This is a genomic window from Acidovorax sp. CCYZU-2555 (assembly GCF_018413525.1).
In the GTDB taxonomy this organism is placed as follows: domain Bacteria; phylum Pseudomonadota; class Gammaproteobacteria; order Burkholderiales; family Burkholderiaceae_C; genus Comamonas.
Genome location: NZ_JAHCDD010000017.1, coordinates 1 through 12,517, shown reverse-complemented (window position 1 = coordinate 12,517; position 12,517 = coordinate 1). Strand labels below are relative to the sequence as shown.

Below are 12,517 nucleotides of genomic sequence, written 5' to 3'. Positions count from 1 at the left end.
GTCTGCGCTGCAGCCATTCAAGGACCTTCCATGTACGCCTACGTAGGCAGCCGAACCACCCGTGAACGCCAGGCGCGCGGCGACGGCATCAGCATTTTTGACGTCGATGCCGCCAGCGGCGCGCTGCGCCTGGTCGATGTGGTGAGCGGGCTGTTCAACCCCTCGTTCCTGGCCATGGGCCATGACGGCCGCAGCCTCTACACCGTGCATGGCGATGCCAGCGAAGTCAGCGCGTTTCGCGTCGACCGCGCCAGCGGCCGCCTCACGCTGCTCAATCGCCAGGACACGCAGGGACTGAACCCCGTGCACCTCGCGCTCGATCCTGCGGGCCGCCACCTCGTGGTCTCCAACCACTTCGGCGCCAGCGTCAGCGTGCTGGCTGTTGGCGCGGACGGCGCGCTCGGCGATGTTCTGCAGCGGGTGACGCTCGAAGGCCCGCCAGGCCCGCACCGCGTGGAGCAAAAGCAGGCCAAGCCGCATTGCAACCCGTTCGACCCCGGCGGGCGCTTTGTCGCCGTGCCCGACAAGGGGCTGGACCGCGTGTTCATGTTCCGCTTCGAACAAGGCCGATTGATCGCAGCGGACACGCCGTTCACCGCCGCGCGCGAAGCCTCGGGCCCGCGCCATCTGGTCTTCCACCCGCGCCAGGCCTGCGCCTATGTGGTCAATGAGCTTGACTCCACGCTCACGGCCTGCCGCTTCGACGCGGACACGGGCGCGCTCACGCCATTCCAGATCGTGCCGGCCCTGCCGCAGAGCTTTACCGGCAACAGCCGCGCGGCGGCGATACAGATCGACGCCAGCGGCCGCTATGTCTATGCGTCCAATCGCGGCGCCGACTGCATCGCGGTGTTTCGCGTCGATGACCACAGCGGTGCGCTGAGCGTTGTCGACTTCGTCTCCAGCCAGGGACGCACGCCGCGCTTTGTGACCACCAGCCCCGACGGCCGGCTGCTGTTCGCGCTCAACGAAGACAGCGACTCCATTGTCAGCTTCACCATCGATGGCACCAGCGGCCGCCTGCAGTCCACGGGCCAGAGCGTGCGCTGCGGCAGCCCGGTCTGCATGGTGTTCTCGCGCTGAATTCCCAAGCCATTGACCCCAACTTCAAAGACCCACCATGCACCCAACTTCCCGCCGCGCCCTTGTCTGCACCGCCCTGGCCCTGGCCGGCCTGCCCCTGGGCGCGCTCGCCCAGGACTACCCGGCGCGCGCCATCACCATCGTCGTGCCGTTCTCCGCGGGCGGCGGCGTCGACACCATGGCGCGGCTGCTGGCCGACCGGCTGCGCGTGTCGCTCAAGCAGTCGGTGGTCGTCGACAACAAGCCCGGCGCCAGCGGCATGCTGGGCGCGGGCGCGGTCGCCAAGGCCCCGCCCGACGGCTATACGCTGCTGCTGGGCTCGGCCGGCGAGACCGCGATCAATCCCTTGATCTACAAGGAAAAGATGCAGTACGTGCCGGCGCGCGATCTCGCGCCCATCACGGCCGTCACGCGCGTGCCCAACGTGCTGGTCACCCACCCGAACTTTCCCGCGAAGAGCGTCGCCGAACTCGTCGCCCACGCGCAGAAGAACCCCGGCAAACTGACCTATGCCACCAGCGGTGTGGGCAATCCCCAGCACCTCAACGGAGAACTGCTGCAGATGCTCACGGGCATCAAGATGCAGCATGTGCCTTACAAGGGTGCGGCCAACCAGCTGGTCGATGTCGCTGCGGGCAACGTAGACATCACCTTCGTGAGCCTGGCCGGCGCCACGCCGTTCATCAAGGGCGGGCGCGTCAAGGCCCTGGCCGTGACGTCGGCCAGGCGCGCGGGCTTTGCGCCCGAAATTCCGGCCATCGCCGAGTTCGCACCGGCCGCGGCCTATGACCTCGACAACTGGTTCGGCCTGTTCGCACCCGCGAAGACGCCGCCCGCGGTGCTCGACAAGCTCCACGCCGCCGTCACCGCCGCGCTGCGCGAGCCCGAGCTGATCAAGCGCCTGCGCGAACAAGGCGGCGAGCCCATGCCGCTGTCGCCCGCCGCGTTCCGCCAGTTCATGCAGACCGAGACCGCCAAGTACGCGCGCATCGTCGAGGCCGCGCACATCGTCAACGAATAACCATCACCCCCAAGGAGACAACGATGACCCATTCCTTCACCTCGCAGCGCCGCGGCCTACTGGCCAGCGCCGCCCTGGCGCTGACACTGGGCGCAAGCGCCCTGCCTTCGCTGGCGCAAGCGCCCCAGGACCTCAAGATCATCGCGCCCGCGGGCCCGGGCGGCGGCTGGGACAGCGCCGCGCGCTCGCTGCAGCAGGTGCTGACCGCGACCGGCTCGGCCAGGAACGTGCAGGTGGTCAATGTGCCGGGCGCGGGCGGCACCGTGGGCCTGGCGCAGTTCGCCAACAACGCCAAGGGCGACGGCAGCCAGCTGATGGTCATGGGCATCACCATGGTCGGCGCGGTGCTGACCAACAAGGCGCCCGTGGGCCTGGACGCGGTCACGCCCATAGCGCGCATGACCGGCGACCCGCTGGTCGTCGTCGTGCCCGCGAACTCGCCGCACAAGACGCTCAAGGACCTGGCCGCGGCCGTCAAGGCCGATACGTCGCGCGTGGTCTGGGCCGGCGGCTCGGCCGGCGGCGCCGACCATATCCTCGCCGGGCTGATCGCCAAGCAGGCGGGCGGCGACGCGGCCAAACTCAACTATGTGCCGTTCTCGGGCGGCGGCGAAGCGCTGGCCGAAATGCTGGGCGGGCGCGTGACGGCCGGCGTGTCGGGCTACAACGAGTTCGAAAGCATGATCAAGGCCGGCAAGCTGCGCGCGCTGGGCGTGTCCACCGCCCAGCGCATCGAAGGCGTGGCCGTGCCCACGCTCAAGGAGCAGGGCATGGACGTGGAACTCGTCAACTGGCGCGGCATTGTTGCCGGTCCGGGCATCAGCGCGGCGCAGAAAGCCGCGCTGGCCGCCACCGTGACCAAGGCGCTCAAGTCGCCCGAATGGGCCAAGATTGCCAAGGCGCGCGGCTGGGACGACGCCTACCTCGACGCCGACGCCTTCGCGGCCTTCCTCAAGGCCGACCAGCAGCGCGTCAAGGACGTGCTGACTTCGATCGGACTGGTGAAATGAGCGAGCCGACCCCCAACGGCCCGGGCCGCCAGGCGCTGGCCACCGTGGCCGCGCTGCTGTTCGGCCTGGCGGCCGTGATCGCCTGGGACATCACCAGCATGGCGCCGGCCCAGGCCGTGGGCGTGGGGCCCACGGCCGTGATGCGCATCGTCGTCGGCCTGCTGCTGGTGCTGGGCCTGGCGCATGCGATCGCGGCCGCGCGCGCCGCGCCAAAGGCCCAGGCCGAAACCGAGCCGGCCACCAACCGCGCGGCGCTGGGCTGGGTGCTGGGCGGCCTGATCGGAATGATCGCGGTGCTGCAGCTGGGCGCGGGCTTTGTCCTAGGCGCGACCTGGCTGTTCGCCGCCACCGCGCGCGCTTTCGGCCAGCCGCTGCGCAGCCGTTCCCCGGTCATAGGTCTGGTGCTCGCGGCCCTGGTCTATGCGTTTTTCACCCAGGCCTTGTCACTGTCACTGCCCGCCGGGCCGCTTGAGCGCCTGCTGCTGGGCTGAAAGAAGATCATGGAAGTCATTTCTCTGCTGGCCCAGGGCCTGCTGATCGCGCTGCAGCCGGGCAACCTGCTGTTCGCGGGCGTGGGCGTGCTGCTGGGCACGCTGGTGGGCATTCTGCCGGGCATCAGCCCGTCGCTGACCGTGGCGCTGCTGCTGCCGATCACGTTCAAGCTCGACCCCACGGGCTCGATCATCATGTTTGCCGGCATCTACTTTGGTGGCATGTACGGCAGCTCGACCACGGCCATTTTGCTCAACACGCCGGGCGAAGCCGCGTCCATCGCCACCGCGATCGAAGGCCACAAGATGGCCAAGGCCGGTCGCGGCGGGCCCGCGCTGGCCACGGCGGCCATAGGCTCGTTTGTCGCCGGGCTGATCGCCACCCTGGGCATTTCGCTGCTGGCCCCCTGGCTGGTCGAGCTTGCCGTGCAGTTCGGGCCCTGGGACTACTTTGCGCTGATGGTGCTGGCCTTCATCACCGTCTCGGCGACGTTTGGCGACTCGGTGCTGCGCGGCATCACCAGCCTGGCGCTGGGCCTGGTGCTGGGTCTGGTCGGCATAGACAAGCTGACCGGGCAGTCGCGCCTGGCGTTCGGCGTGCCTTCGCTGCTTGACGGCGTGTCGATCACGACGCTGGCCGTGGGACTGTTTGCCATGGGCGAGACGCTGTTCATCGCTTCGCGCTTCACCGGCGTGCAGGAAAAGATCGAGGCCGTGCGCGGCTCGCTGTGGATGACCAAGGAAGACTGGAAGCGCTCGTGGAAGCCCTGGCTGCGCGGCATAGGCCTGGGCTTTCCCATAGGCGCGCTGCCCGCGGGCGGGGCCGAAGTGCCCACGCTGCTGTCGTACACGCTGGAGCGCCGGCTGGCCGTCAAGCCCGAGGAGTTCGGCAAGGGCGCGATCGAAGGCGTGGCCGGCCCCGAAGCCGCGAACAATGCCGCGGCCACGGGAACGCTGGTGCCCTTGCTCGCCCTGGGCCTGCCCACATCGGCAACGGCGGCGATGATGCTCGCGGGCTTTCAGCAGTACGGGCTGGTGCCCGGGCCGCTGCTGTTCGTCACCAACGCCGATCTGGTCTGGGGGCTGATCGCGAGCTTCTTCGTCGGCAATCTGATGCTGCTGGTGCTGAACCTGCCGCTGGTGGGCCTGTGGGTGCGCCTGCTCAAGGTGCCCCAGCCCTGGCTTTATGCGGGCATTCTGGTGTTCGCCGTGATGGGCACGCTGGCCGCGAACCCGTCGACGGTGGAGCTGATCATGCTCGTGACCTTCGGCATCTGCGGCTATCTGATGCGCTGCTGGGACTACCCCGTCGCGCCGATGATCGTCGGCCTGATCCTGGGGCCCATGGCCGAAAGCCAGTTCCGGCGCGCGCTGCAGATCAGCCTGGGGGACGGCTGGGTGTTCTTCAAGCATGGCGGCTCGGCGACGCTGCTGGCGCTGGCGCTGCTGGCCCTGGTCGCGCCGCTGGTCTTCAAGGGACTCAAGCGCTTCAAGGGCGACGACGCCTGAGGCCGGCGTTTACGTCAGGCTGGAAAGCAGCTGCGCGCAGCGCTGCGCGATGAACGCGTGCAGGCGCCGCAGCAGCGGCGTGAGCTGGCGCCGGCCTGGAACGACCAGAAACAGCGGCACGGCTTCGGTCGTCCAGTCGGTGCACAGCGGCTGCAGCCGGCCTTGCGCCAGATCGTCGGCAACATCGAGCCCCGATTTGTAGGCAATGCCCTTGCCCAGCAGCGCCCAGCGCCGCACGGCGTCGCCATCGTTGGCGACATTGGCGCTGCTGACGCGCACGTTGATCGCGGGCGCGCCGGCCTGGGCAAAGCGCCAGCGGTCATTGACTTCGTCGCCCAGCATGAAGCACAGGCAGGCATGGGCGCCCAGCGCCTGCGGCGTCGCGGGCGCGCCGTGGCGCGCGAGATAGGCGGGCGCAGCACACAGCACGCGCCGGTTCTCCAATGCCAGCGGCAAGGCAACGAGGCTGGAATCGGGCGGCTTGCCATAGCGAAACGCCGCGTCCACGGGATCGCTGTAGACATTGGCCATGCGGTCCGACAGCTGCAGCCGCAGCTCGACTTCGGGGTAGGCATTCTGGAATTCATCGAGCCAGGGCAGCAGCACGTTGCGGCCCAGATCCGACGGCGCCGACAGCTTGAGAACGCCTTTCAAGGCCTGCTCGCCCGCGGCCAGCTGCGCGCCGGCCTGCTGCAGCGTTTCGAGCGCGGGGCGGCATTGCGCGAGAAAGCGCTCGCCATGCGGCGTGAGCCGCAGGCTGCGCGTGGAGCGCAGGAACAAGGGCACGCCCAGCTCGGCCTCGAGGCGCTTGAGCGCGGCGCTCGCCGCCGCGGGCGTGAGATCGAGCGCGCGCGCCGTCGCCGACAGGCTGCCGTTGTCGGCGGTGCGCACAAAGATATCGAGATCGTTCAGCGCTTTCATGGGCACATTTCAAAAAAATCTTGAACCTTGATACGGAATCAAAGCGTGGCAACGGGTTTGATTTTCAATGATTTTTTGAAAGTTGCTTAAAGGCCGGGCGGGTTTTTCCGCACGAGCAAAGGCCGCAAGATAGGGCTTGCAACGCATTTCATCATCCAAGGAACGACCATGAAAGCCATTGGCTACCGCACTCCCCAGGCCATCACCCAATCCGACGCCCTGCTCGACATCACGCTGCCCGCCCCCGTGGCCGCGGGCCGCGATCTGCTGGTCGAAGTGAAAGCCGTCTCGGTCAATCCCGTCGATGCCAAGGTGCGCAAGAGCGCCACGCCGGCCGAAGGCCAGGAGTACAAGGTGCTGGGCTGGGACGCGAGCGGCATCGTCAAGGCGGTAGGCCCCGAAGTCACGCTGTTCCAGCCCGGCGACCGCGTCTGGTACGCGGGCTCGATCGCGCGGCCCGGCAGCAACAGCGAGCTGCATCTGGTCGACGAGCGCATCGTGGGCCATGCGCCCGAGTCGCTCGATTTCGCCCAGGCCGCAGCGCTGCCGCTGACCGCGATCACCGCCTGGGAGATGCTGTTCGACCGCCTGGGCGTCGCACCGGGCAAGCAGCCCGGCGGCAAGACGCTGCTGGTCATAGGCGCGGCCGGCGGCGTGGGCTCCATCCTCGTTCAGCTCGCGGCGCGGCTGACCAATCTCACGGTCATAGGCACGGCCTCGCGCCCCGAGACCCAGGCCTGGGTCAAGGAACTGGGCGCCCACCATGTGATAGACCACAGCCGGCCTATCGCCGAAGAACTGCGGCGCGCAGGCTTTGCCGCCGTGGACTACATCGTGGGCCTCACGCAGACCGATGCGCATCTCGCGCAGATCATCGAAGCCATCGCGCCCCAAGGCAAGTTCGGCCTGATCGACGACCCGGCGGCGCTCGACATCACGCCGTTCAAGCGCAAGTCGGTGTCGGTGCACTGGGAGCTGATGTTCACGCGCTCGCTGTTCGGCACCGACGACATGACAGGCCAGCACCGGCTGCTCAACGAGGTCGCGGCGCTGGTCGATGCCGGCCTGATTCGCAGCACGCTGGCCGAGCGCTTCGGCAGCATCAACGCCGAAAACCTGCGCCGCGCGCATGCGCTGATCGAGTCGGGCAAGTCGCGCGGCAAGGTGGTGCTGGAAAACTGGGGCTGAGCCATAAGGTTTGCCAGCCGCGCAAAACGCGGCATCATCAGGGCTTCACTCCTGATAGAGCACACCATGTCCTCCTGGCCCGATGCCCGCTTTCTCGATCTGTTCGGTATCCAACTGCCCATTTTGCAGGCGCCCATGGCCGGACCCGGCCTGCATGAAATGGCGATCGCCGTGGGCCAGGCCGGCGGCCTCGCGGCGCTGCCCTGCGCCATGCTGAGCGCGGCCCAGGTGCGCAGCGAAGTCGCGCTGATACGCGCGCAGACCGCCGCGCCGCTGAACCTCAACTTCTTCTGCCATACGCCGGCCGCGCCCGACGAAGCGCGCGAAGCCGCGTGGCGCGCGCGCCTGCGCCCCTACTACCTCGAACTGGGGCTGGACCCCGAAATGCCGGTGCCGGTCTCCAGCCGCAATCCTTTCGACGCCGCGATGTGCGAACTGGTCGAGGAACTGCGGCCCGCGGTGGTGAGCTTTCACTTCGGCCTGCCGGCCGCCGACCTGCTGACACGCGTCAAGGCCACGGGCGCCAAGGTGTTGTCGTCGGCCACCACGGTCGCCGAAGCGCGCTGGCTCGAAGCCCATGGCGTCGATGCCATCATCGCCCAGGGCGCGGAAGCCGGCGGCCACCGCGGCGTGTTCCTGCAGGAAGAGGTCTACAGCCAGTTGGGCACCTTCGCCCTCGTGCCCCAGGTCGTCGATGCGGTGAAGCTGCCGGTGATCGCCGCCGGCGGCATCATGGACGCGCGCGGCATCGCGGCGGCCTTCATGCTCGGCGCTTCGGCCGTTCAGTTGGGCACGGCCTATCTGTTCACGCCCGAAGCCAAGGTCGCGCCCGCCCACCGCGCGGCCTTGCGCAGCCCGGCCGCCGAAACCACGGCGCTCACCAACCTGTTCACGGGCCGGCCCGCGCGCGGCATCGTCAACCGGCTGATGCGCGAAGTCGGGCCGCTCGCAGATATCGCGCCCGCGTTTCCGCTGGCCGGCGGCGCGCTCACGCCGCTGCGCGCCGCGGCCGAAGCACAAGGGTCGGGAGATTTCATGTCGCTGTGGGCCGGCCAGGCCGCGCCGCTGGGCCGCGAGCGCGGCGCGGGAGCGCTCACGCGCGAACTCGCCGAACAGACCTTGGCGCTGCTGGCGCGCTGAAGCGCCAGGCCCGGTTTCAGAACGATTCCCAGTTTCCGTCGGAGGCCGTGCGCGCCACCAGCGGCGAAGGCATGCGCGCAGGCTGAGGCCGGCGCGCCACCGGCCGCGCCGCGCCAGGGCGAGACACGCCAGGCCGCGACACCAGCGCTTGGTCGGCCACCACGATGGCGTTGTGCTGTGTGGACGCATCGGCGGCCGACAGCTTGAAGATGCTGACCGAACGCACCAGGTCCTGGGCCTGGGCCTTGAGGCTGCTCGCGGCGGCCGACATCTGCTCGACCAGCGCCGCATTCTGTTGCGTGGCGTGATCGATATTGGTCACGGCTTCACCGACCTGGCCCACGCCCGCGCTCTGCTCGGAGCTGGCCGCGCTGATCTCGCCGACGATGTCGGTCACGCGCCGGATGCTGCCGACCACATCGCCCATGGTGCTGCCCGCACGATCGGCGAGCTGCGAGCCCGCGGCCACGCGCTGCACGCTTTCCTCGATCAGCTGCTTGATTTCCTTGGCCGCCTCGGCGCTGCGCCCGGCAAGCGAGCGCACTTCACTGGCCACCACGGCAAAGCCCCGGCCCTGCTCACCGGCGCGCGCGGCTTCGACGGCGGCGTTCAAGGCGAGGATATTAGTCTGGAACGCAATGCCGTCGATCACGGTGATGATCTCGGCAATGCGCTTGCTCGAATCGCTGATGCCGCGCATGGTCTCCACCACCTGCTCCACCACCTGACCGCCCTGCTGCGCGACGCCGCTGGCGTTCTGAGCGAGTTGGTTGGCCTGGCTTGCGTTGTCGGCGTTCTGGCGCACGGTCGTGCCCAGTTCCTCCATCGACGAAGCGGTCTCTTCCAACGCGCTGGCCTGGCTTTCGGTGCGCGCCGACAAGTCCATATTGCCCTGGGCGATCTCGGCGCTGGCCGTGGACACGCCTTCGGCGCCCTGGCGTACCGAAGACACCAAGGTCACCAGGCTTTGCTGCATGGTGGCCAGGGCCAGCAGCAGGCGGCCGAACTCGTCCTTGGTGTCGACCGTGATCTCGCGGCTGATGTCGCCCTGGGCGATTTCATTGATCAATTCCACGGCCTGGTTCAGCGGCCGTACGATGGCGCGAACGATCAGCAACGCGGCCCAGCAGGCCAGCGCCGTGACCAGCACGCCGCCCACGATCAACACCAGTTGCCGCTGCTGGGTGGCCGCTTCGGCCTGCTGGATCATCACTTGCGAGCGCGCGGCGGTGAAGGCGCTGTATTCGCTGGTGGCGCGCATCAGCGCGGCCAGCAGCGGACGGCATTCGGCGTTCATTTTCGCCACCGCGGCTTCGCGCTGGTTGCCCAGCACCATGCCCACGATCGCCATCGCCACCGGCTCATATTCGTTTTCGATGCGGGAGATATTGTCGACCTTGGCGCGCACTTCGGGGTCCACGCCGGGCTGGGCCGACAGCGCCTGGAGTTCGCCCAGATACTTGCGCACATCGGCCACGGCGCGCTCGACCGCGGCTTTTTCCTGGGCCACATCCTGCGGCGATGTCACCAGCGCGAGATTGCGCGCGGCCACGGCGCGCTCGTCGACCGCAAGCCTCACCTTGTTCGCTGTATCGGCGCGGGCTTGAATGCCCTGGACATAGTTATTGAATGCCGCGCTATCATCCTTCATCATCTGAATGGAGTACACGGTAATACCTATGATCAGGGCAATCAGCAGCCCAAATGTGCCAACGAGCTTGGCTTTGACGGACAGGTTTCTCCAGGACTGCATGGCTTCTTCCCCTGCCATTGGTATGGCGTTGTAAGTGAAAAGATCGAATACGCCACTGAAAAGTCTCAGGTCGGATAATCTTCCCCGGACTCCAAGAAAACTCACGCACAGTCGAATCCATCAATGGACTGGATCTGTTCGTACGTGCCTTGTCTGTGCCCGGACGAAAGAATCTGTCCCGCGGAAAAACCCTGCGTACGTCAAAAATTACAATTTAGTAATCCTGATGCATTCTGTAGCATTAAACCGCGCGCCTGGCGATTTAGCACCTGTTGCCAGATAGATTTTTTCTTTATCGAAAACTTAATGGATAGATATCTCAGCATCTTTTTTGACGATGAAGCGGCATCTTCACTCAAGGGGAAATAACTTAATAAGTACTTACCCCTAATTCAAGCCAAGAAAAAGGGGCATAAATTGCCCCATAACGGCGGATCGCCGCAAAGCCGCCGCCGTCGCGGATATCAAAGCGTGACTTTGGCGTCGCGAATCACGCGTCCCCATTTCTTGGTCTCGGCGGCAATGAATCGGTCGCATTCTTCGGGCGTGGAGCCTTCGGCGACCGTACCCATGGCTTCAAGGCGTGCCTGGCCTTCGGCGCTGTAGAGAATCTTGCGCACTTCGGCCGACATGCGCTGCAATATCTCGCGCGGCACGCCAGCAGGCGCGACCATCGCCGCCCAGGTGCTGCCCACCAGGCCGTCGATTCCCTGTTCGATGAACGTGGGCACATCGGGCATGGAAGGAATGCGTTTTTCGCTGGCCACGCCTATCAGGCGAATGCGACCGGCCTTGGCGGGCTGGATCAGATTGGGCGGCGGGTCGAGGAACAGCGGCACCTGTCCGCCCATCAGGTCGACCAGGGCCGGCGAAGCGCCCTTGTAGGGCACATGCACCATGTCGGTCTTGGTCAGCAGTTTCAGCAGTTCGGTCGTCAGATGGGCGCTGGAGCCGCTGCCCGAGGACGCGAAACTCACCTTGCCCGGATTGGCACGCGCATAGGCGACGAGTTCCTGGGCGTTCTTGAACGGCGCATTGAGGGACACGGCGGCGACCAGCGGCGACACGCCCATCAGCGACACGCCCACGATGTCCTTGGTCGGGTGGTAAGGCAGCTTGTCGTAGAGCGTGGTATTGCCCGCGAACGCGGCGATCACCACGCCGAAGGTCAGTCCGTCGGGCGCCGACTTGGCGACCTGGTCGACGCCGATGATGCTGTTGGCACCGGGCTTGTTCTCGATGACGATGGGCTGGCCCAGCGCCTTTTGCAGGCCCACCTGCAGCATGCGCGCCATCTGGTCGGTAAAGCCGCCTGCGGTGTACGGCACGATGATGCGCACCGGCTTGGCGGGCCAGGGCGTCTGGGCCCAGGTAGGAGCCGAAGCCACGGCCGCGCCCGCGGCGGCGGTATGAAGGAAGGAACGGCGTGAAGTCGATGGCGACATGATTTTTCTCTTTCTGCTCGATTGCCGTAAAAAAGCGCGCCGCCGTTGTCTCCGGCAGGCCGGCAGCGGCGCGTGCCCGGCGCAGGGCGCCAGGCGCAGGGTTCAGACCGCCGCGGCCAGTTCGGGTACGGCGTTGAACAGATCGGCTTCGAGGCCGTAGTCGGCGACCGAGAAGATCGGCGCTTCGGGGTCCTTGTTGATCGCGACGATCACCTTGGAGTCCTTCATGCCGGCCAGATGCTGGATGGCACCCGAGATGCCGGCCGCGATGTACAGCTGCGGCGCGACGATCTTGCCGGTCTGGCCGACCTGCAGATCGTTGGCGGCATAGCCGGCGTCAACCGCAGCGCGCGATGCGCCAATGGCCGCGCCCAGCTTGTCGGCCAGGGGCGTGATCACTTCATTGAACTTCTCGGCCGAGCCCAGCGCGCGGCCGCCCGAGACGATGATCTTTGCGGCCGTCAGTTCAGGGCGGTCGTTCTTGGCGATCTCGCTGCCCACAAAGCTGCTCTTGCCGTTGTCGGCTGCTGCGGCAATGGTTTCGACGGCAGCCGAGCCACCCGTGGCAGCGGCGGCGTCAAAGCCCGTGGTGCGCACGGTGATGACCTTGGTCGCGTCGCTGGACTGCACGGTGGCAATGGCGTTACCGGCATAGATGGGGCGCTCGAACGTGTCGGCGCTCACCACCTTGGTGATATCGCTGATCTGCGCCACATCGAGCGTGGCCGCGACGCGCGGCGCGACGTTCTTGCCGCCGGCCGTGGCGGGGAACAGGATGTGGCTGTAGCCAGGGGCCAGCGCCAGCACTTGCGCTGCGACGTTCTCGGCCAGGCCGTTTTTGAGCGATGCGCCATCGGCGTGAATGACTTTGGAAACGCCGGCGATCTGCGCCGCGGCCGCAGCGGCAGCGGCAGCGCCTTCACCGGCAACCAGCACATGCACGTCACCACCGCAGG

Annotated in this window: 11 protein-coding genes; 7 read left to right on the top strand and 4 right to left on the bottom strand. The window is 67.1% G+C overall.

Annotation, left to right across the window (positions count from 1 at the left end; translation table 11 throughout):
* Positions 1-30 precede the first annotated feature (30 nt).
* The 5 genes from KHY18_RS08180 to KHY18_RS08160 are packed head-to-tail and all read left to right on the top strand — an operon-like array spanning position 31 to position 5,114.
* Positions 31-1,083, top strand: a complete 1,053-nt coding sequence (locus tag KHY18_RS08180) for a lactonase family protein (RefSeq protein ID WP_213297774.1) — start codon at positions 31-33, stop codon at positions 1,081-1,083.
* Positions 1,084-1,120: 37 nt separating this feature from the next.
* Complete coding sequence (locus tag KHY18_RS08175; RefSeq protein ID WP_213297771.1) at positions 1,121-2,104, top strand: Bug family tripartite tricarboxylate transporter substrate binding protein; 984 nt, start codon at positions 1,121-1,123, stop codon at positions 2,102-2,104.
* Positions 2,105-2,127: 23 nt separating this feature from the next.
* Positions 2,128-3,114 (top strand): Bug family tripartite tricarboxylate transporter substrate binding protein, encoded by a 987-nt coding sequence (locus KHY18_RS08170; protein WP_213297768.1) that lies wholly within the window; start codon positions 2,128-2,130, stop codon positions 3,112-3,114.
* A complete protein-coding gene (locus KHY18_RS08165; RefSeq protein ID WP_213297765.1) occupies positions 3,111-3,605 on the top strand; it encodes a tripartite tricarboxylate transporter TctB family protein in 495 nt (164 codons plus the stop codon). The genes KHY18_RS08170 and KHY18_RS08165 overlap by 4 nt, the downstream gene beginning before the upstream one ends.
* A gap of 9 nt (positions 3,606-3,614) precedes the next feature.
* Entirely contained in the window at positions 3,615-5,114 is a 1,500-nt protein-coding gene (locus KHY18_RS08160) for a tripartite tricarboxylate transporter permease (RefSeq protein ID WP_213297762.1), read from the top strand.
* 9 nt (positions 5,115-5,123) lie between these two features.
* Here the strand turns inward: KHY18_RS08160 and KHY18_RS08155 are convergent, their stop codons facing one another.
* On the bottom strand, positions 5,124-6,035 hold the full coding sequence (locus KHY18_RS08155) for a LysR family transcriptional regulator (RefSeq protein WP_213297759.1): 912 nt from the start codon (positions 6,033-6,035) through the stop codon (positions 5,124-5,126).
* 168 nt (positions 6,036-6,203) lie between these two features.
* Between KHY18_RS08155 and KHY18_RS08150 the strand changes: the two genes are divergently transcribed.
* Together KHY18_RS08150 and KHY18_RS08145 are read left to right on the top strand one after the other, a co-directional pair.
* Entirely contained in the window at positions 6,204-7,223 is a 1,020-nt protein-coding gene (locus tag KHY18_RS08150; protein WP_213297756.1) for a zinc-binding alcohol dehydrogenase family protein, read from the top strand.
* 66 nt (positions 7,224-7,289) lie between these two features.
* Positions 7,290-8,363, top strand: a complete 1,074-nt coding sequence (locus KHY18_RS08145) for an NAD(P)H-dependent flavin oxidoreductase (RefSeq protein ID WP_213297753.1) — start codon at positions 7,290-7,292, stop codon at positions 8,361-8,363.
* Between the two features lie 16 nt (positions 8,364-8,379).
* Here KHY18_RS08145 and KHY18_RS08140 read toward each other — a convergent pair whose 3' ends face one another.
* The 3 genes from KHY18_RS08140 to KHY18_RS08130 all read right to left on the bottom strand — a co-directional run.
* A complete protein-coding gene (locus tag KHY18_RS08140) occupies positions 8,380-10,017 on the bottom strand; it encodes a methyl-accepting chemotaxis protein (protein WP_349630260.1) in 1,638 nt (545 codons plus the stop codon).
* Positions 10,018-10,580: 563 nt separating this feature from the next.
* The gene (locus tag KHY18_RS08135) at positions 10,581-11,561 is read right to left on the bottom strand and encodes a Bug family tripartite tricarboxylate transporter substrate binding protein (protein ID WP_213297747.1); all 981 of its coding nucleotides are present in this window, start codon (positions 11,559-11,561) and stop codon (positions 10,581-10,583) included.
* A gap of 102 nt (positions 11,562-11,663) precedes the next feature.
* On the bottom strand, positions 11,664-12,517 hold an 854-nt coding region (locus KHY18_RS08130), incomplete at its 5' end, for an electron transfer flavoprotein subunit alpha/FixB family protein (RefSeq protein WP_213297744.1).